Origin of the sequence: Flagellimonas sp. (assembly GCF_965601775.1) — a bacterium.
Lineage (GTDB): Bacteria > Bacteroidota > Bacteroidia > Flavobacteriales > Flavobacteriaceae > Flagellimonas.
This window is the reverse complement of record NZ_OZ271837.1, coordinates 249,264-271,237: the sequence shown is the minus strand read 5'-3', so window position 1 is coordinate 271,237 and position 21,974 is coordinate 249,264. Positions and strand designations below refer to the sequence as shown.

10 protein-coding genes are annotated in these 21,974 nt (G+C 41.0%); all 10 read left to right on the top strand.

From position 1 onward, the window contains the following. Nucleotides 1–26: 26 nt before the first annotated feature. The 10 genes from ACSLUF_RS01255 to ACSLUF_RS01210 all read left to right on the top strand — a co-directional run bounded on the left by ACSLUF_RS01255 (nt 27) and on the right by ACSLUF_RS01210 (nt 21,928). Nucleotides 27–5,384 carry a hypothetical protein gene (locus ACSLUF_RS01255; RefSeq protein WP_435624318.1) on the top strand — a complete coding sequence of 1,786 codons (5,358 nt, stop codon included), beginning with the start codon at nt 27–29 and terminating at the stop codon, nt 5,382–5,384. Nucleotides 5,385–5,463: 79 nt separating this feature from the next. Next, nucleotides 5,464–12,750, top strand: coding sequence for an RHS repeat-associated core domain-containing protein (locus ACSLUF_RS01250; protein ID WP_435624317.1), 7,287 nt, complete (start codon nt 5,464–5,466; stop codon nt 12,748–12,750). Between the two features lie 701 nt (nt 12,751–13,451). After that, complete coding sequence (locus ACSLUF_RS01245; protein WP_435624316.1) at nt 13,452–16,700, top strand: CHAT domain-containing protein; 3,249 nt, start codon at nt 13,452–13,454, stop codon at nt 16,698–16,700. A gap of 188 nt (nt 16,701–16,888) precedes the next feature. Beyond that, nucleotides 16,889–17,599 (top strand): hypothetical protein, encoded by a 711-nt coding sequence (locus ACSLUF_RS01240; protein ID WP_435624315.1) that lies wholly within the window; start codon nt 16,889–16,891, stop codon nt 17,597–17,599. Between the two features lie 4 nt (nt 17,600–17,603). After that, nucleotides 17,604–18,299, top strand: a complete 696-nt coding sequence (locus tag ACSLUF_RS01235; RefSeq protein ID WP_435624314.1) for a hypothetical protein — start codon at nt 17,604–17,606, stop codon at nt 18,297–18,299. Continuing rightward, a complete protein-coding gene (locus ACSLUF_RS01230; RefSeq protein WP_435624313.1) occupies nt 18,296–18,766 on the top strand; it encodes a hypothetical protein in 471 nt (156 codons plus the stop codon). The genes ACSLUF_RS01235 and ACSLUF_RS01230 overlap by 4 nt, the downstream gene beginning before the upstream one ends. Further along, complete coding sequence (locus tag ACSLUF_RS01225; protein WP_435624312.1) at nt 18,753–20,015, top strand: hypothetical protein; 1,263 nt, start codon at nt 18,753–18,755, stop codon at nt 20,013–20,015. The genes ACSLUF_RS01230 and ACSLUF_RS01225 overlap by 14 nt, the downstream gene beginning before the upstream one ends. Continuing rightward, nucleotides 20,003–20,365, top strand: a complete 363-nt coding sequence (locus ACSLUF_RS01220; RefSeq protein ID WP_435624311.1) for a hypothetical protein — start codon at nt 20,003–20,005, stop codon at nt 20,363–20,365. The genes ACSLUF_RS01225 and ACSLUF_RS01220 overlap by 13 nt, the downstream gene beginning before the upstream one ends. After that, the gene (locus ACSLUF_RS01215; protein ID WP_435624310.1) at nt 20,322–20,786 is read left to right on the top strand and encodes a PulJ/GspJ family protein; all 465 of its coding nucleotides are present in this window, start codon (nt 20,322–20,324) and stop codon (nt 20,784–20,786) included. Before ACSLUF_RS01220 ends, ACSLUF_RS01215 begins: the two co-directional genes overlap by 44 nt. Next, a complete protein-coding gene (locus tag ACSLUF_RS01210) occupies nt 20,786–21,928 on the top strand; it encodes a type II secretion system F family protein (RefSeq protein WP_435624309.1) in 1,143 nt (380 codons plus the stop codon). The genes ACSLUF_RS01215 and ACSLUF_RS01210 overlap by 1 nt, the downstream gene beginning before the upstream one ends. Nucleotides 21,929–21,974 lie beyond the last annotated feature (46 nt).

Sequence of the window (21,974 nt, the reverse complement as noted above, 5' to 3'; positions counted from 1 at the left end):
AAAAAGAACTGCATAAAATACCAACCATGAAGAACACTACTAAACTCAGCCACAAACTCATAGCGGTTTTTCTAACGTTTACTTTTCTTCCAAGTCTTATGCCAGTCAACTATATCATGGCTTCCAATACGGGACCCAATGCGCCGGAAGCTGCAGGTTTTGAGCCCGTGGACGCAACTGATATGGTCAATTTGGCCTCTGGCGACCTAGCCTATTCCCTTCCCTTAATGGATGTGGATGGCTTTCCAATAACCCTTGGATACCACGCAGGGATAACCTCTACTTTGGACGCATCTTGGGCGGGATTGGGATGGTATTTGAACACTGGTGCTATAAATAGACAGCAGATTGGTGTTCCAGACGATTGGAAAGGTGGAACGGCGGTCAATTTTATCTCATACGAGGATGCTGAGACCACGTACAACATTGGTGTTGGTTTTGCCGCTGGACCCGTTGAAGCAGGCGTTGGCGTATCATGGGGAGGAAATAAAGGAATTTCCGGTTCCGTAAGTGCAAGTGTTAGCCTGAGTAACCTCGGTGCAATAAGTACTGGGGACAACTTGGATGTCGGGATTGGCGCAAATGCCAGTACTGATGGTGGATATTATGTTGGAGGCTATGCCAGTGCAAGGCTAGGAAACAATTCAAAAGTAGGGATAAATGCGAGTGCGGGATATTCTTCAAGTGGTTGGTCCGCATCAGGAAATCTTGGACTTACCCAAGGTAACTCTGCAAGAGTTTCAAGTATAGGCATAGGCTATAATACAAATGGTACATTCTCAATAAATAGTGGTAGTGGTGGCGCCGAAGGGATTACTGGTGGTGGCGGACTTAGCATGGGCAGTTTTTCTTCCGGTGATTATGACGTTTCAGTAAGCAACCAAGGGTTTAAGATTTCTGGACAGGGAATCGGAATACCGGTTTTCCTAAAATTTGGAAGAACAAAAGTTACCTATTCGCTGAGAAAAGGGTATAAAGATACCGCCTATGGAGCCATGTACTCTTCAGCTGCGCTTCCATCAAATGCTACGTTCTCTCCGGATAACGTATTTACAGATTATCAGAATCGGTATGCTTATATGGATGTATATGAGCAAGCCTTGCCACAGGAAGAGAAGGAGTTTATTACTGATTTTAGACCTAATGAGGAAAAGCTAAACTTTACGTATGCGGGGTATGATAATTTTGAGGTACAGGCCAACGGATTGAATGGACGTTTAAAGGCTCGGCTTTTCGACAATGTTACTCTGTTTAATCGAGGATTTGATGCCTCCGATACTGAAGAAAGCAATAAGAAAAAACATGTATTCTATCATAATACCGGTACAGCATCCACAAGGGAATTTGGTCGATTAACCAATAATCAAATGCAAATGTATTTTGAAGGAGGTTTTTCCTCCCAGGAAGTGATTGCACCAAGTACACCCAGCTTTGTTGGAAACTCTTTAAATGATTTGGTAAATGATCCTCCTCCTGCTCAATCCAGTTTTGAAAGTGGGTTGAATCAGAGAGCAACTACCCCTTCTTACGTTGAAGTATTTACAAATGGGGAGTTACCGAATGGTGGTGGTCAAGCCTTAGGGGTAGCTGAACCTGAGAGCCTTCCTTTTTCAGTTCGAAACGATGCGAACATTGTTGACCCCGATGGTATTGGAGCATATAAAATCACATCACCAGATGGAAAAACCTATCATTTTACCATACCGGTTTATCACTATGAAACGGTAAAAAGAACCCTGCTTAGAACGGCAAACCAGGACCCCTATGATGCGGATGATGTATCTGAAAGCCGTCAGTATAATAAATATGCAACTCATTGGTTACTAACGGCGGTTACAGGTCCCGACTACGTGGATAATGATGGAGATGGTAAGGTAGGAGTAAATGACTATGGTTACTGGGTAAGATTGGACTATGGAAAATGGTCAGATGGATATACCTGGAAGCAACCATACGAGGATGAAGCAAGATTATATACTACAAGTCGATTATCAGAAATTGATGATGAGGATTTTGGATATTTTTCTTTTGGGCGGAAACAACTGTATTACCTGAATAAAATTGTATCCAGGGAGCATACAGCATTTTTCGTTAAGGATATTCGACATGATGCAGTGGGAAAAACTTTTAGATACTCGTTCGCCAATGCCAACGCTGGTATAGGGGGCAATGGTCCAGATGAAATCGGTGCTACTGGAAATCAAGGCGGTTTAAACCAATCCGATGAAAATTTGCATGTTAGGGAGCTATTCGTTCCTTATGAGCAGGAATATACCCTTAGACTGGATAAGATTGCTTTGGTGAAAAATGATTTTGCGGGAAGTTTACAAAGTAATAGTGGCAGTAACTTGGGTAGTGGGTTGTCCAACTATCAAGAAAATCAGATAGTGAATGGAACATGGCGCTCTCCGGATTTTCGGAATGCATATTCTGCCAACTACGAATACCTGCTTCATCAAGAAGATAATGTGATTGACGTCAATGATTTTGCTGCTTCAGGAATTCAATCCAATGTACTGCGAGAAATTCGATTCCAACATAGCTATGACTTAGCCAAAAACTCTCCTAATTCCATTGTTACAACTCAAAATCCTTTTAAAGGAAAACTCACCTTGGACCGAGTACAATTTTTAGGCAAGGGTGGTGCAAACTATATGCCTCCTTACAGGTTCGAGTATTATGATGAAGAAAAAGAAAATATCTCATTAGCTGGAATTCGTCAAGAACTAATGAATGATCTTGGTATAAATAACGATGACGATACAGAATACAGAAGAGCATACACTAAAAGAAAAAATCAGTATGTAGACAACTGGGGTTATATCCAAGGAGATGAAGACCGCTGGAGCCTAAAAAGTATACAACTACCTCAAGGAGCCACTATCAATCTAACCTACCAAGAGGATAGTTATTGGACCGAAGCGTTCTCAAGAAGATATTGGGAAGAAAACCTCCAATTTTCTGTATATAATGACCCCAATCAAACGTGGGGTTGCAATGGCAATGGCTTTATCGGATACAGGGATTTAAAAATTTATGTCCAGAATCTTTCAGGTATTGAACAAGACTATGTGACTGACTTTACAGAGTATTTTACAATCGGTGAAAGGGTTTACTTGGATCTATGGGTTTGTAAACGTGAAGATAAATTCATTGGGTCGGACGACCAAAATTGGGTCAATATACCCGGGACCATTGATGATATTCCTCAGAGTATAAAACAATCTTCGTGTGCTGATGAAATAATGACACCAATGATTGTAGAGGATATCTTACCTAATAATACCATGATTCTTTCTGTAGGTATCGCGGTTAACCCAAACACTTACTTCTATCTGGGTCCTAGTGATGTTAACGCATCACCCATAAGCAACAACCCATCTCAACTATATTATTATGGAAAAGTGGATGGACAGGGATCACCTCGTTTTCAAGCTGGGATTCGCGGTGAGTGCAGGGATATAGGGAGTCAACAAAGTGCACACTCCATGACATACCGTCTTCTGGCCAACAAGGTTCCAGAAAACGAAATGGGAGGAGGGCTTAGAGTTGCGAAAATTGAGACCGCTTCCAGTGATGGTAATGTAGGAGTTTTGGAGTATGATTATACTTTCCCGCAGGGACATGAAAGAGCTGGGGTATCTTCCGGAATCACTTCGTTTGCTCCCTTAGATGGTCTCCAGTTTGTTCCTTATCAATCGGAACTCCCAAGTCCCGGTGTACAATATGAATATGTCACGCTTTTTAGAAAGGACGGTAATGGCGACATATTGGATTATACCCGTTATAATTTTTATACGCTTCAACCTGCCACAGATATTTTTAGGGAGAATATAGTTTTGGAAGGTCACGAAGAGTTTGAAAGCAACCTCAATCAAAACCCCCTCTTTGAGGCTTCAGTATTAACCGAAAGTCAAGGGGATATAACGTCTAAATCTATTGATGTCCATGTAAATACTGCGATTTTAGGCCAATTTAAAGAAATAACACAATACAATCCTTTTGGACATGCCATCTCAAAAGTAAGTTATGATTATATCAATGGGCAACCCTTGGCACAAATTGGAAAAGGACATGTTCAGGAATCATTCAACAGCCTTAAATCTGTTTTCCAGTCTAATACGGATGGTGTTAATAACATAAACCTAGATAGTAGATTGTTGAGCATATCTACCCGAACAGATTATAGCAATATGCTGCAAAAGGTGACCAACCAGGCCAATGGGCTAACCACAAGTGTAGAATACGATGAAGTGGACCCCATTTTGGGAAGCTTCCGAAAAAGCATCACCTTATTGGCAGATGGAACGTACAAGCACGAATCTCGAATTCCAGCCTATGAGGTGTATGCAGGTATGGGGCCAAAAAGTTTTGCCTTCGCTAACAAAAATATGTTAACCCAGGAAGCCATGATGATTGTCGGTGTAGGTTCACTTGCACAGTCGAAGAGCACCAGCGCTACAGTGACCACATGGAAAAATTCTACCCAATATAACGCAGATACTTCTCCAACCACTGACGGGATTTGGAGAAAACATGAATCCTATGTTTGGGATGATACTCTAGATGCAGAAGGGACATTTGGTCAAGAGATTACCTCTTCGGATTTCAATTGGAATGGTACGGAGCAGACCAACCCGCAATGGCAAAAGATATCGGAAACCACCCGCTACGATGTCTGGTCCTCACCATTGGAGGCAAAAGACATTAACGACACCTACGCATCGACCAAAATGGGAGACAATGCCACCAAGATATTCGCATCCGGAAATGCGGGCTATAATGAGATTTTTTACTCAGGTGCGGAGGACTTAAATGGTTCTAGTTTTGGAGGCGAAGTCCTTAAGGGAACCGCTCAGGAAAATTCAACCTATGCCCATACTGGAACTAAATCCTTGCGAATTACTTCAGGACAGAATGCATTCCAGATTGCCGTAACTGAAGGTAAAATAAACCAATATAAAGTTTCCCTTTGGTCGAGGTTTGGGAACCATTTGGATACACGTATCAGAGTAGGCTCTACAACGGTGTCTCCAACCCTTGGTGAAACCGTAAGGGCTGGGGAATGGGTTCAATTAAATTACTATTTCACAGTAAGTGGAACGCAAAATGTTGAGGTCATTACCAGTGGAGGAACTTTATATGTTGACGATTTTAGACTACATCCTGTCAATTCCAGTGTGAACTCTTATGTCTATAACACATGGGACGAACTCACTCATATTTTGGGGCCTAACAATATGGGCACTCGGTATGAATACGATTCCGCTGGAAGGTTATCCAATACATATACTGAAGTAGTGGACTTTAACGGCGCAGGAACAGGAGGGTTTAAACAAACCAGCAATCATCAATACAATTATCAGGATTTAGGGGGTAATTGATTCCATTAGAATTACTATCCAAAAGGATTGGGAGGATAAACACGCATAAAACAAAACGCAAAAAATAAAGTAGCTGACCATGAAACAATCAATAACCAAGTTATATACGCTTACCTTTTTACTCTGTCTGCTCGGCATGTTTGGAATTAATGCACAGTCCGCATCCATTAGTGGGCCATCACCTTCAGGTACCATTAATGTAGGGGATACCCGCACATTTTCTGTGGGTGTGAGTGGTGCTCAAAGTGTTGTAAACATTAATTGGTCCTCAAGTTCTAATTATACCATTGTATCGGGTCAAGGTACCTCCACTGCGCAAATACGATTCACAAAGGTGGGAAGCGTTTCAGTTAGGGCTACCGTGGTTATTATGCCTTCCTTTCAAAGTCTATATCCATCAAGAACGGTATCGGTAAATGGAACGGTTGTCGGTCCGGTTAGCATTACTTCAGGGCCTACCTCGCGTTGTGAAGGAGGTGGATCCTCTGATTACAATGCTAGTGCTTCGAATGCCAATAGCTACAGTTGGTCATTAAGTCCTTCCTCTGCTGGTAGCATTAATAGTTCCACGGGCTTGGTCAGCTGGAACAGCAACTTTTCAGGGACAGCTACGGTTTCGGTAACAGCATTTGGGGATAACAATAGTAGTAGTTCTACTTCTAGGTCGGTAACCGTAAGGGATGTTCCTGGAACTCCTCCCCCAATCAGTGCCTCCAACTCTTCTTTATGTAGTGGACAATCAACAACCATTACCTTGGCGGGGTCAGCCCTTGGTATACAATATACCCTATTCAAAAATGGGACATCAGTAGGTTCTAGAACTTCAACACAATTTGGACAGCAATTATCTTGGACCAACATGACTGCCGGTAGTTACTATGTCCGAGCTTCAAACCCTAGCAATACCTGTGGTTTTGGACCGGCAAACAGTACAATTACGGTTACTTCCCAACAAGGTTTGGGCAGCAATATCGTTTTAAACAATCAAGGTTCCAGTACACGATGTCAAGGTTCTGGGACCACTGGTTTTAATGTTACGGGAGGTTCCAGTGGTAATACCTATCAATGGTCTGTTTCGGGCGGAGGAAACACAATATCCGGTTCAGGTAGAAATGCCACCGTGACATGGAGTCCAAGTTTTGGAGGTAGTACGGCCACCATTTCGGTAGTGGTGACCAGCCAGTGTGGTACAAGCACTACACGCACCCGCAGTGTTGTCGTGGACCCAGCAACCTCGGCACCACCTCCTTTAAGCGCTTCGGAGACGACCATTTGTAGTGGCTCTTCTACTAACCTTACGCTAGCTGGCTCTGCTCTGGGTGTCCAATATACCTTGTATAGAAATGGGACATCCGTTGGTTCACAAACCTCTACCCAGTTTGGTCAACAGTTATCATGGTCCGTAAGTTCTGGGGGAAGCTATAATGTTAGAGCTAACGACCCTGGTTCTTCCTGTGGCCTAGGTCCCGCAGGGAACACCGTCAATATAACTTCCCAGCAAGGCTTGGGAAGTAATATAGTTCTCAACAACGAGGGTGCCAGCACGCGATGTCAAGGTTCAGGAACCACTGGTTTTAATGTTACGGGAGGTTCGAGTACCAATACATACCAATGGTCCGTGTCTGGTGGAGGAAACACGATATCAGGTTCAGGTAGGGATGCCACAGTGACCTGGAATCCCAGCTTTGGAGGCAGTACGGCCACCATTTCGGTAGTGGTAACCAGTCAGTGCGGAACCAGTACTACCCGAACAAGAAGTGTTGTGGTGGACCCGGCCACTTCTGCGCCCCCTCCTTTAAGCGCTTCGGAAACCACCATTTGTAGCGGTTCTTCAACTAACCTTACGCTTGCTGGTTCTGCTTTGGGTGTTCAATATACCTTGTATCGAAATGGGACATCGGTTGGTTCACAAACCTCTACCCAGTTTGGTCAACAGTTATCATGGTCCGTGAGTTCTGGGGGAAGCTATAATGTTAGAGCCAACGACCCAGGTTCTTCCTGTGGACTCGGCCCAGCAGGGAACACCGTCAATATAACCTCCCAGCAAGGTTTGGGAAGCAATATAGTTCTTAACAACGAAGGTGCCAGCACAAGATGTCAAGGTTCGGGGACCCAAGATTTCAACGTTACGGGAGGTTCGAGCACCAATACATACCAATGGTCAGTATCCGGCGGAGGAAACACGATATCAGGTTCCGGTAGGGATGCTACAGTGACTTGGAATCCCAGCTTTGGTGGCAGTACAGTTACTATTTCGGTAATAGTTACCAGCCAGTGTGGTACAAGTACCACACGTACGAGCAGTGTTGTAGTTAACCCATCTCCCTCAGCACCCCCACCCATGAGTGCGGAAGATGCTACAATTTGTAGTGATTCATCTACTACACTTACCCTAGCAGGCTCTGCCCTCGGAATAAATTATCATTTATACAAAAATGGAGTTTCGCAGGGTTTTCAAACTTCAACAGCATTTGGCGAACAATTATCATGGTCTAACATTACAGCGGGCAGTTACTATGTGAGAACTTCCGATCCAAACAATTCCTGTGGTCAAGGTCCTGCAGGGAATACAGTCACAATAACATCTCTCCAGGGCTTGGGGAGCAATATTGTACTCAACAATGAAGGCGCCAGTTCTCGTTGCCAAGGTTCAGGCACTACAAACTTTAATATTACGGGAGGTTCAAATTCCAATACTTACCAATGGTCTGTTTCTGCTGGATCTAGCACAATCAATGATTCTGGCCGCAATGCCACGGTTGACTGGAGTTCTAGTTTTGGTAATAGCACAGCAACCATTTCGGTAGTGGTAACCAGTGAATGCGGCGATACGACAACACTTTCGGAAACTATATTTGTAAATCCCCTTCCCGCCGCGCCACCACCTTTAAATGCCTCCAGTGAAACTTTTTGTACAGGTGGTTTTACGACCCTAAGTTTAGCAGGTTCTGCTCGTGATGTATCCTACGCACTGTATAGAGGAACAACTTTGGTTGGTACTCAGGTTTCCAATGAGTTTGGAGAACAACTATCTTGGGAGGTAAGTACGGCAGGTGATTACTATGTAATTACTCCTGATCAGGGAAATTCTTGCGGAAGCAGCCCACCTACCGATACAGTAACCATTACGCAAGTAAACCCGGTACCCTTACAAATCACCACGGTTCCTGCCGACTTGACCAATATTTGTGCAGGAACACCGGTTACACTCACAGTGAATGGAACAAATGCCACTTGGAACGATACCGAGCGGGCTGAAAGCATAACGGTGACACCCTTGGCTGGTGGTCCTACAACTTATACCGTAACCGCCAATGAGGAAAATTGTGGATTGGTTCGTACGGCCCAGATAACCATTACGCCAATTACTTCAACTGCTTGGTATCCTGATTCTGACGGAGACGGATTGGGAGATCGTTTCGGAACCCCTTTCTTAAGCTGTACTTCACCAGGAAGTGGCTGGGCAGATAATAACAACGACTTCTGCCCCGATAGTTTTGGAACATCTGCAAATTCTGGTTGTCCACCTGGAGAAATTGTCGAAAATAGAAATTGGATTGCCTCCAAAGCCTATGATATTGATGGTACCCTTAAAGTATCATCCAAAATGTATTACAATGATTTGGGCAGACTTCAGCAAAGCCAAAGTCTGGATATTGAGACCAATCGAACCTGGGCATCCCAAGTTTTGTATGACTCCCATGGTAGACCTGCTATCCAATCTTTAAGTGCGCCTAATGGGCTTCAAGGCACTTTTACATATCAGTCCAATTTTATGCAAAACGGAAGTAACCAGGCCTACGGTTCAGTAGATTTTGAAAACAATCTGACCAATCCAGCACCTGTTGGAGATAACGTCAACACGGTTGGATGGTATTATAGCGACCAAAACACGGACACTTTTTATTCTGGTAATGATTACCAAGATATTACCCAGTATCCTTTCTCCAGAACATTATATAGTAGACTAAACCCTGGAAGCATTTGGCGGGTATTGGGAGGAAACAAACCGGATATGGATGCCGACGGCAGTACGACAAATGATATATGGCCACAAGCCTATTCCTTTACTATGCCCATTTCTGAAGAGCTTTCTCTGAGTGTAGCTTTTGGAGAAACGAGTTATAGAAACATACAAGCTACGAAGACCATTTCCCGTGATGTCCATGGGGAAGAAAATGTAGTTTTCACTGACTTGGAGGGCAAGGTACTTGCCGCCGCACGAAGTGGTGAAGGTCCAATCTCTGGAAACATGAGTATTCCTATTGGAGAGCAGGGGTATGTGGATGTTCACCTTCCTCAGGGAATTACAGGTTTGTCCACAACAAATAACAATGCTGTAAAGGTATTTAGCCTTATTGGTGATGTAGAACTGGTTATACCATTATCAGCCTTGCCCAGTGGCTTCTATCGGGTAGCGGTGAGTGATACTGAAAACTATACACCAGGGAGTATCTCTGTAACCTATCGAGTGAATTATTATGATTACAGTCTAAATGAGTACGATGAGGCGGATCGTTTGGTACGCTCTTATCAACCCTTGGGAACCACCAAGGCCACTAAACCCATGACCGAGTATGAATACAATGCTCTGGGACAGCTAGTACACACCAAAAATCCAGATAAAGGAGAAACTTGGTTCAAATACAGGGAAGATGGACAAATCCGGTATTCCCAAAATAGCAAACAAAAAGATCCCAATGGTGATGGAAACTTTAGCGATGCCGAATTTTCCTATACAAATTACGATACCTTTGGTCGCCCGATTGAAAGTGGAGTGGTCATAAGTACGGCATTTACAAGTGCCGACCCAGATAATAATATAACTCCTTCAGGGACCAAAAAGGAACAACAATTTACCACTTATGATATTGGTGATGATAATGCTCTTGGCATAGCATTAGGCTCAAGGTCTTCAAGTTATCCTTCACAAAGTTTTGTGTCTGGAAATATTGCCTATACTTCTAACAATCAAAGTAAAACCTGGTATGCTTATGATATTTACGGACGAGTAAAATGGATGGTCCAAGAAATAGAAAGCATGTCAGCTATCCCAGAGCAGCGAACCAAAACCATTGACTATGAATATCACCCAACAACAGGCTTGGTCACTCGTATGACATACCAAAAGGGAGTGGATGGTGAGCAATTTATACATAGGTATTCCTATGATATTCAAAACCAGTTGACCTTGGTTGAAACCTCCTTGGATGGAACGAACTTCAGCACACAAGCTACCTATGAATATTACGAAACTGGAGGGTTGAAACGAAAAGAAATTGCTGGAGTACAAGGGATAGACTATGTATACAACCTTGAAGGTCAGTTAAAAAGTATCAACCATCCTGGATTAAATGCTGTGGACGATCCTGGAAATGATTCCAATGACCTTTTTGGAATGCAGTTTGACTACTACAATAACGACTTTGCTAGGAATGTACCGAATTTGGCCAATTCCCAATATGGCACCAACCAATTGAATGGTAACATTAAGGGAATTCGTTGGAACAATGCCTATGAGCTCACAAGTGAAGGAGAGTATGTATATAGCTATGATAGGAATTATTGGCTGACCGGAGCAGATTATAATCCTGGTGTTACAGGTAGTGGTGGAACTGCTATCCCACCAAATTTGGTGGATAATAGCACATATACAGGAAGTACTACGGCAAATTTGGAGGCTACGGAAAGTGTACAGCTGACAGATGGATTTCATGCCCAAAGCGGTACCACGGTGACCATTGCCATTAATCCTAACAACGATACTTTTAGTGATGGGGATTATGATGTGACTGGCATTACCTACGATGCTAATGGGAATATCCAAAGTTTGATACGTAACAAAGGCTCCCAAAATGGGGATAATTCTATGGACAATCTGTCCTATACTTATAAAAACAATCCACAAGATGGGCCTAACCAATTAGTACAGGTAAGTGATGCTGCTGGGGACGTTTCCGGGGCAGATGACATTGGCACGCAGGGTACAAACAATTATGGCTACAATGCTATCGGTGAATTAATAAGTAATACGGCGGAGGCTATCACATATTCCTATAATACCATAGGTTTGGTTTCTGAAATTCAGAAGAACAACTTGCCAATGGTAAGATTCCATTATAATGATAGAAATCAAAGAATACGTAAAGAAACCTTCAATACTAGTGGTGAATTTATTAGTAATACTTTTTATATTCGTGATGCTTCAGGGACTGTTATGGCAATTTATGAAGAAGGCTCTCCCAAAGAACTTCCAATTTACGGTTCGGAACGTATCGGTGTTTTGTATAGAGGACAATCGAACAATGGATTGTATGTTTACGAGTTAACTGACCATCTGGGAAATGTGAGATCTTTATTTACTAAAAACAATAACGTCGCAATAGAAGAAGGTTACTCAGATTATTATCCTTTTGGTATGCTTATGCCAAATCGGAGTCTATTAGGTCCAGAGGGTTATCGTTATGCATTTCAGGGTCAGGAAAAAGACAGTGAAACAAAAAAGGAGTCTTTCGAAGCTAGATTATGGGATGCCCGTATTGGAAGATGGTTAACTACGGACCCTATGTCTGAATTTGTTTCTCCATATCTTGGGATGGCAAACAATCCTATTGCTTTTACGGATAGCGATGGTAGATGTACGAAATGTCCAAAGAATGCAAAAGTCGGAGATACTTACGAACATCCCGAATATGGAACCTTAACATACTCCAAGAATGGATGGGGTAGTAATTCTGTAGGATTTGTACTTGATGATATAGAACTGACGGGTAGCACACCTGATCATCTAGTTGGCGGCACCTATGACTTTGATAGTTTCAACAATATGTTATCAAAAGGCTCCTTATTAGTTGGTGTAAGTGCTGATGCGGCATCCGATGTATTTGATTTTGAAAAAATACAAAAAGCTGTTAAGGAAAATAAATTTCTTTCTAGTAAGCTAAATAAGGGAGGTATTACAAAGTCATATCATTTAACACCTGATGGAAAAGCAGTTTGGCAAGGAAATTCCAGATTAGGGTATACCAAGGAGATGATTGCCTCTGAGGTTAAGAGATTTAAATTTAAGGCGGGTACGGTTAAAGTAATTAAAGCTACAGGGGTTCTAGCAAATGGATTAGGAGTGGCATTGTCAATCCATGACATTGGAACTAATGGACTTAATTTAGAGAATGGAGCCGATACAGTTGTTGGAATTATTGGTTTTGTACCTGGCTATGGATGGATTGTTGTGGCTGGTTATACTGTTGCAAAAGGTGCGATTATATTTACGGATAGAACGGTTTTAGAACCAATACGCCGGAACAGCTTACATCTTATGCCTCTGGATGGTCGGGAAATCATGCATGGATTTAGTATGTTTTGATAGGTAAAACATGATGTTTTTATTTGATTGGATATATTTCAAGGTTTTTCTTTTTTACAAGGAAAGGAACGATGATATGCCTGGAATTTATGCTGTATCCGTTGTTTCTTTAGCCATATTTTTACACACCTATCTGCTTTCTTACGCCAACTTTTCGTTTATAGGTCCAATAAATTTTTCCAGAAATCAAATCATAGTTTTTTTTCTTGTTGCCTATTCTTTTTTTGGTATCAGATATTTCTTTTATATGAAAGAAGAAAGGTTGAAAAGTAAGTTTGAACCCACTAAAGGAAGGTATTACATTAAACTAGTCTTAAGTTATGTCGGGTTACTTGTTTTAACAATTTTTGTTTTGAAATATTGTTTTTGATTTAATCACCCCTTCCCGCCATTCTATAACTGGTGGTGATAAGAGCAAAAATTGAGAAGACCATAACGAAACCTGAGGCTTTTTATACCGAGGAAATTCAGAGGAGTCAGCTTTTTTTATATAGTAGTCTTGGGCTCACCCTGGTTGGCAACCTTTAGGAATGAGCTATCCAAAATATATGGGTAAGAAATAAAAGTCCTATTTATCTATCATTTGGTCATTCACTTCAGGACTCAAAACTATACTTCTTTGTTTTCTAACGGAATACCTTTCACCCCCCGTTTTGAAATTTCCCATCAAAACGGTATCTTGATAAAAATTACTACACCAAATGAAACCGAGACCTACGCAAACCATACTACTATGGCTTACTTTCTTTTACGTATTTACTTCTAAAGCCCAAAAAACCAGCCAAGCCGATTTTTGGTATCAACAAGCGGATTCCTTACTAGAGGAAAAAGCATTTGAGCCCGCAATGGAAAAGTTAAACCTTGCCTTGCCAATCTACCAAAAGAGCGAAGCCTGGGAGAAAATAGCAAAAACCCGAAACGCTATGGGGGAATGCCATAATGGTTTACGGGATTTTGAATCTGCAAGGCAGCAGGCAGAACAGGTATTGGAATTACTAAAACAAAAACGGATTGTGCAATCTGCGGAGGAAGGCCATGCATTGCAGCTAATTGGATATTATTACCAATCCAAATCCCAACTTCCCAAATCCCTGGAACATATGGAGCGCGGTCTGGCCATCCATCAAAAAACCTTGGATAAAAACAGCAAGGACCTTGGATGGAGCTACCTAAGAACGGCTTATGTTTCAGCCTGGTTGGGAAAATTCGATAACGCCCTTGTTTTACTGGACAGCGTTAAACGGATATGCGACCGTAATCCAAAAGAGAACCTAAAAAACCTGGCACGTTATTATGGTGATATTAGAAAGATACATAGCATTTCGGGCGAACCAGATAAAGTAATTGAAGACTTAAAAAACGAAAAAGCCACATTGCTGAAGTTTGAGAAAAGGGACAAGGTCATGGAAGCAATGAATGAAATTGGTTTTTCCTCCTACCATTCCAAAAGAAATGAAAACGAAATGGCGCTTGAACATATCCATAACGCTATTAATTTATACATAGCAGAGATGGGGGAAGAGAACAATTGGATGATTTTAATGTACAATAATGCCAGTCAGTATTACACACGTTTAGGGGAAAACGACAATGCGCTGCACTATGCCCAAAGATCATTGGATATTTCCAAAAAAATATTTGACCCAGGCCATATCAGAATAGGATCGGCATATACGGCCTTGGCTTTGGCCTATTATTTTGATTTTGATTATGAAAAAGCATTAGAGTACTATCTCCTGGGAAATGATATCTACGTGAAGAATTATGGCGAAGTGCATTGGACCATGGTTCCCAGGTATGCCAATATAGGAGGGACATATGTGAAGCTTGGCAACGACAAATTGGCAATGCAAAATTTTGAGAAATCCATAGCAATAGGTAAGGAGTTGTACGGAGAAGACTATGAGTTCTTAAGCAACACCTATGAGCAAATGGGTAATCTCTTGGCTAGTATGGGGAACAAAAGAAAGGCCATAGAGAATTTTGATAGAAGTATCCAAATTAAGCTCGACAAGTATGGAGAACGCAATGTAGCGGTGTGTTCAGGCTATTTAAATAAGGGGATTTGTTATGCAGAATTCAACGAGCCGGAAAAAGCTATTTTTTATTTTGATAAGGTACTGTCCATTTACAAGGATATATATGAAGATACCCAAAAGGATGAGTTGGTCACCCACGACTTTGATAATCTAACCCTAGTTATGCAAGGCCTTCTAGGCAAGGCCAAGGTGAAACGCTCCCAATATCAACAAAGTATGAAGGTAGCCTATTTAAATGATGCCAAGGAAATCTTCAACCGGCTGGATAAGGTTGACAGACAAATGCGTCAACGGATTGATAAGTACGAGGACAAAATTGATTACGCAAAAACCTACAAAGAGCTCTCTAAAGAAGCTATAAAAATCTATTCACTCCTTTTTGAGGTAACAGAAAATTTTGATTATTTGGAGAAGGTGTTCTTTTTCTCGGAACAAAGCAAATCGAATACCCTTAAGGAAATGCTTGCCAAGACTGAAAAAAGAAATCTTGGCGAATACTCCGAATTCACTAGTTTAGAAAATAGCATTCGACGAAACCGTGCAAAACATCTTTCCCAAATAGAAAAGGAAAAAGAAAAAGGAGACAGCAAAAACGTAGAACAAATTGAAGAAAGTAAGAAACAACTTTTTCAATTGAATGCCCAGTATGATTCGTTAATGCAAGCCCTTAAGACTGAAAAACCATCCTATTTTGAGATAAACAATACGGTCAGCAAGTTGCGTTTGAAGGACATTCAAGAAAAATTGCCCTTAAATACTACCTTGGTTGATTATTTCATCGGCGATAGTACCATTTATATCAGTACGATTTCTAAAACAGCTTTTGCTGTTCATCAGTCCAAACCTGGAAACAATTTTCAGGACATGATAGATGCTTTTAATGCGGCCATCGCGAAGAAGAACCTCCCAGTCTACAAAGATAAAGCCCATGCACTTTATCAAATTCTAGTGAAACCTATTTTGTCCGAGCTAAAGGACGATACCTTGATCATAGTCCCCAACGACGCTCTTTGGAATCTAAATTTTGAACTATTATTAACTTCAGTAACAGACTCAAACAATCCAAAAGATTTACCATATCTGTTAAAGGATTATGCCATAAGTTATGCCAATTCAGCACGACTGGTTCTTGCAAACGACGATGATTCACAATCAAATAGGCGCAATGAGTGTTTGGCATTTTCCTTCACAAATTCTAATGATGGGGTCGGCAAAAGTATTAGTTTAAGGACCCTTCGCAATGAGGGACAAGATCTTCCGGGAACGCGACAGGAAATTCGACAGATTGCTAAAATCATGGACGGTCAGTATTTCTATGGCTCAAATGCCACTGAACTAAACTTTAAAAAGAATGCCTCAGGTTATGCCATTCTGCATTTGGCTTTGCATGGTAAAGTAGATGACAACAACCCCGAGAACTCAAAGCTCTTTTTTACAGACTCTGAAACCCAAACAGAAGACAATAAATTGTACGTTCATGAGCTTTTTGCCATGAACCTGCCTGCAGATATGGCAGTGCTTAGCGCTTGTGAGACCGGAAAAGGGATAGTTCATACAGGAGAGGGAATCATGAGTCTTGGTAACGCATTTCAATATGCCGGCACAAGAAGTTTATTGTTAAGTGCTTGGGAGGTTTCAGATAAAGTTACGCCTGAGTTAATGGGATTGTTCTATCGTAATTTGGAAAAGGGGATGACCAAATCAAAAGCTTTGCAGCAAGCCAAACTAGCTTATCTGGAGTCTTCAGATGGAATACGGTCCAATCCTTTTTATTGGGGCAGTTTTTATATGATTGGCGATATGTCACCCATATCCATTTCATCTCCATTCAATTATTTCTACATAGGTATTTCAGCAGCATGCTGCTTGTTTCTCTTTATTATTTATTGGAAAAAAAGGAGTGCTAGTTAACAACTCCCGATTTACCTCTTTCTTACAAACTGCCGTTGTCCCTGGCTCATTTGGAAAATAATAATTCCATATGACCCGTAACATTCCATGACTTGTTTACATTAATTGGTACAGTCTATACATTTCGCAAACCCTTTTAAAACCATTCCATTTTGTTCATAAAACATAAACTGAAATGCAAAGTTCTCTTGTATCTCCTCGCGCTTGGATTACTCTCCTTTTCCGGTTGTTCTGTGTACAAGGCTAAAAAGCAAGAGTCCTTATTGAGTATTCCTGAATTAGGTTCTGTTGTGCATCTATCAAAAGACAATTTTTATACGTCTGTGGACCAAGTGGGGGTCATGAATGTATCTGAACTAAATGTTTCGGTGAGCCTACTCCCTTTTAATAGGGTTTCCTATGTGAACTATGCACGAGGGATGCAAAGGGCTGGAAAAATAAACAGTATCCCCTATGTGGATTCTTTGCCGTACAAACCCAAATATCTTCGTGTTCAATTGGCGAATCTTATTGAAATAACCAAACTGTTCAACAATGACGAGCATCAAGATTTGCGCACTTACATTTCGCATGATGATTCCTATAAACTTGTAAGTGCATTGGACATAGCTATTTCTGAAAACGATATGGACAAGTTTATGGATGCCCAAGCTATTCAATTAAAAAAAAATAAGTATGAATCCTTGGAATTGGTGGTAATAGATGGAAACCAAAAATCGGTTTATCCTTTTAGGTCACTTCATGCCTTTAAATATCATTACACCAACTTCTGCTGGGGTGAAGGACCCTATGGTAACATTATAATCGAAAATTTGGTAGCTGAAGATGAAAAATGTCCTAAGGGTACCCGTTTGAAGGCCCGCAAGGTGTCCAATAATCGATATCAATTCAAGTTCTAACGCTATGGGCAAGATATTGAAATTCATCTGCATTGCATTGTTTATGGCCTCTTGGGGTTGTGAGGACATTTTGGAAGTTCCCGATATTTCAAACCAGTCGGTGCCCATTCTTGCACCTTCCGATGGGAGTGTTCTAAATAACAATAGGGTGAGGTTTAGTTGGGATGCCATTGAAGAAGCGACAGCTTACCGAATTCAAGTGGCGAATCCAAATTTTGAGCAGGCCAATCAAATACTTTTGGATAGTGTCATCCAAGAGGATACCCTTGGAAATGTAATCAATCAGATAGATCAAACTTTGCCCAATGGTAACTATGCATGGCGAATCAAAGCAATGAATTCGGGTTTTGAAACCCCATTCTCCAACAGCGGTTTTGCTGTTGATGCGGAAGAAGATTTGGATTTGATTCCGCCTGAGGTACCGACACTGATTGCTCCAGAAAATGGTTCGGTTCAAAATGAGAATGAGGTTGACTTCTCTTGGACCCGGAATGACATCCCGGGAACGGCAGAGCGGGATAGCATCTTCATCTTTTTGGATGAAGAATTACAAAATCTTTCAACCAAGGCAATTGGCGCAAATAAATCATTTTCGATAAGCCTTGAAGCGGGTACTTTTTATTGGGTGGTGCATGCTTATGATGCAGCGGGAAATCAAAGTCAACCCAGCAGTACATTTAGCTTTACCATTGAGAATTGAACAAGAACATCAAAACATATACACTACTGGGAATTGTCGCCTTGATTTGGGGTGTTGTTGGATATCGTTTGTTCAGTTCTTTTGGTCCGGAAGTACAGCTAAACGAACCTGAAATAGATAAGGGTTTTACCCTTGAACAGATGAAGCCAAAGGATACTTTTTCAATTAAGGCCGATTATCGGGATCCCTTTTTGGGAACAATGGCGGTAAAAAAGAAGAAGACAAAAAAAAGAGCTATCCGCACATCGCCAAAGGTTCAATTTCCATCAATTGTTTATACGGGCTTGATAGCGGACCAACAAAACAAGCAACACATCTTCTTTGTCACCATCAACAACACGCAATACCTCATGCAATCAAAATCCGAAGAAGATGGGGTTACATTATTGAGTGGGACAAAAGACGGTATAAAAGTGAAATTTAAAGGTATCATCAAGCAAATACCATTAAAAGATGAAGCGAGTTAAACAAATAAAGGGGGGTGCCTTACAATTTGTTTTACTTGTAGGTACACTAATAGCTTTAATTCTATTGTCATTTATTCTATTGCATCAAACGCATACTTTTTTTGATAAGAGAACATCAAAGACCATAGATTTAATAAACAAAACGGACCTAGGTCTTTGGCATGCCATTAAACTATCCAAGACCCCATCAGATTCAATAGAAATTCAATGGGATACGAATGATGATATTTCTGTTTACGCAAATAAAAAATACTGGGGCGTTTTTGAATATTACAGTATAACATCCAAATTCAAGAACATACAATTTACAAAAAGAGCGCTGATTGGAGGTCAACGGAAACCAGACGCTCCTGCTCTTTATCTTAAGGATGACAACAGACCGATGGTCATTTGCGGGAATTCAAAGATAACCGGGGATGCCTATCTCCCAAGACAAGGAATAAAACCAGGGGCTATAGGAGGCGTTTTCTATACGTATACCTCCCCCATATTTGGGCAAAGAAAAACAAGTAAAACCGCATTGCCACAAATCAGTCCAAATACCCGCGCAAACATCAAAAACTTGTTCAGTATTTCTGAAAATACTTTGATTGGGAACGCAATAGATGTTTCAAAAAGCAGGAGTTATATTAACTCGTTTCAATCTGAAACAAAATATGTGTTTGGCAATGTAATTCGACTTTCCAATGTTATTTTGAGAGGAAACATTGTGGTTTCGGCTTCGGAGCAAATCATTGTTGAACAAGATTGCGATTTAAGGGATGTGCTGCTCTGTGCGCCAAGAATTACAATAGAAGATGGCTTTACGGGTTCATTGCAAGCAATATCCAATGACAAAATCAAAATTGGCAAAGCCGTAGTTCTTGACTACCCTTCTGCCTTAATCGTGGAACACAGTGCTTCGGGTGATACAAAAAACATCATGGAGCCCAATATTGCCATTGGACCCGGTTCTTTGGTCCAAGGAGTGGTGGGCTATCTAAATAAGTCCGATAAAAAAACATTTTACCCCCAGATTGTAATTTCTAAAAATTCTTCCATCACTGGGGAAGTGTACTGCGAAAAAAATTTAGAATTAAAAGGAAGTGTTTCGGGTACCGTGCTCACCAATTCCTTTGTGACCTTAGAAAATGGAAATGTATACCAGAATCATTTGAATGGGGGCACCATCAATTCTGAACTATTGCCAAAGGAATATTCGGGTTTATTGTTCAATAATAACAAAGGAGTGGTAAAATGGCTGTACTAAGAAAAATTACCGCTTCAACCTTAATGGAGACCATGGTGGCCACAGTCTTGATTGTAGTCATATTTATGTTTTCCAGCTTAATTCTCAACACAGTTTTTGAAAGCAGAATAAAAAATACCGTGCTTCCTATTCGAAGCCACCTCAACAAACTCGAATATTTATATGCAAACCATAAAATTGAAATCCCGTATAACCAAACCTGGGAGGGGTGGAACATCACGATTCATTTAGTCCAAACAGAGGTGCTGTTGGAAGCAGAGGAGTCGAATGGGGATAACCCAAGAGTAATTCAGAGAAAAATTAGACATGCCGACAATTCAAAAGAAGATTCCATCATTCACTTTGAGTGAAATGCTAGTGGTGCTATTGCTTACTGTAATTGTGGTGGGCCTTGCGTTTTCTGTGCTTGCTTTGGTGAACAAACAAATGTCCGATATGGAAGGAAACTATGAAAAGAGAACAGAGAATAATGTATTGCGCCAAGCTATGTGCATTGATTTTAACTCCAACGGAGAAATAGAATATTCTTTAGCATGGAATAAACTGGTGCTGCGAAATGAAATGGATAGTACAGTCTATTTGTTCCGTGATAAACTCATAATTAGAGCAGGGGATACGATAAAAACAGACCTTAAAATCTTACGGGTTCTAAATAAGGGAGTTCAAGTAAGTGGAGGGCCTGTTGATGCCATAGAACTTGGTAGTCCAGTTGACTCTTCCCAAACTTTTTTCGTTTTCAAAAGAAATGCTGCAATTGACTTTATAAACTGATGGGATTTACGCTAAAAAATACGCAACCTGAGTCAATTGGAATACCAAATAATTCCAGTAAGAAACAAAAACCTTCGATTTTCGAAAGGGAGATAAGACTGTTTAAAAAATCATTTTCCAGTAAAAGAAAAGAAGATTTTTATACAGAGTTAAGTGTGCTTCTTAAAGCTGGGGTAACGCTAAAAGACTCACTAAAACTTATGGCAGAGGAACAAAAAGATGGTTATCTCAATCAAATGTTCCGGAATATGGGCGAACTTTTGGTATCGGGACATAGTTTTTCAGACGCCATTAAAAACCGCTCTGACTTCAGTGAATACGAGTATTATTCCTTAAAGATTGGAGAGGAATCTGGGAAATTACAGATAATTACCCAAGAGTTGGCAGCGTATTTTGCAAATAAAAATGAACAAAGAAGAAACTTAGTTAATGCACTTACATATCCAATAATCATTCTGGTAACCGCAATAGTCGTGGTGGTTTTTATGCTTAGACTGGTTGTACCCATGTTTCAGGATATTTTTGCACAGAACGAGGTAGACCTGCCCTGGATTACCCTACTAATTATAGCCATTTCAGATTTTTTATCAGACTACGGAGGGTGGCTCTTGCTGTTGTTTTTGGTAATGGTCCTTTCAAAAAAGATTCTTTTTAAGGGAAAAAAGTTAAGGAGACATGTTGACTATGCTTTGTTAAAATTACCGTATTTGGGAAGTTTTCTTAGAGCGGTTTATTTAGCACAATTTACTAGGGCCATAAGCCTTTTGATAGCGTCCGGTGTACCCGTATTGAGTAGCATCCAAATGTCCGGAAGGATGATTGCCTTTTTCCCATTAATTGATAGTCTGGAAGTCGTCAGCGAAAAAATAATGTTGGGAAAAAGCTTGTCCGATAGTCTTCAGGGAAACAAGGTGTTCGACAATAAGATGATATCCATGGTCCGGGTCGCGGAGGAGACCAATCAGACCGAGTTTATTTTTGACCGATTGAGCCAACAATACAGTATTGAAGTGCAGCAAAAATCGAAACTTTTGAACACCTTGTTGGAACCCCTTATTATTCTAACCGTTGGAGTTTGTGTTGGTGTTATCCTTGTGGCCATGTACCTGCCCATGTTTAAGTTGGGAAGCGTTCTTCAGTAAATTGGACGACTTCAGAGATGCCAACAATGCATATGTTATCCTTACT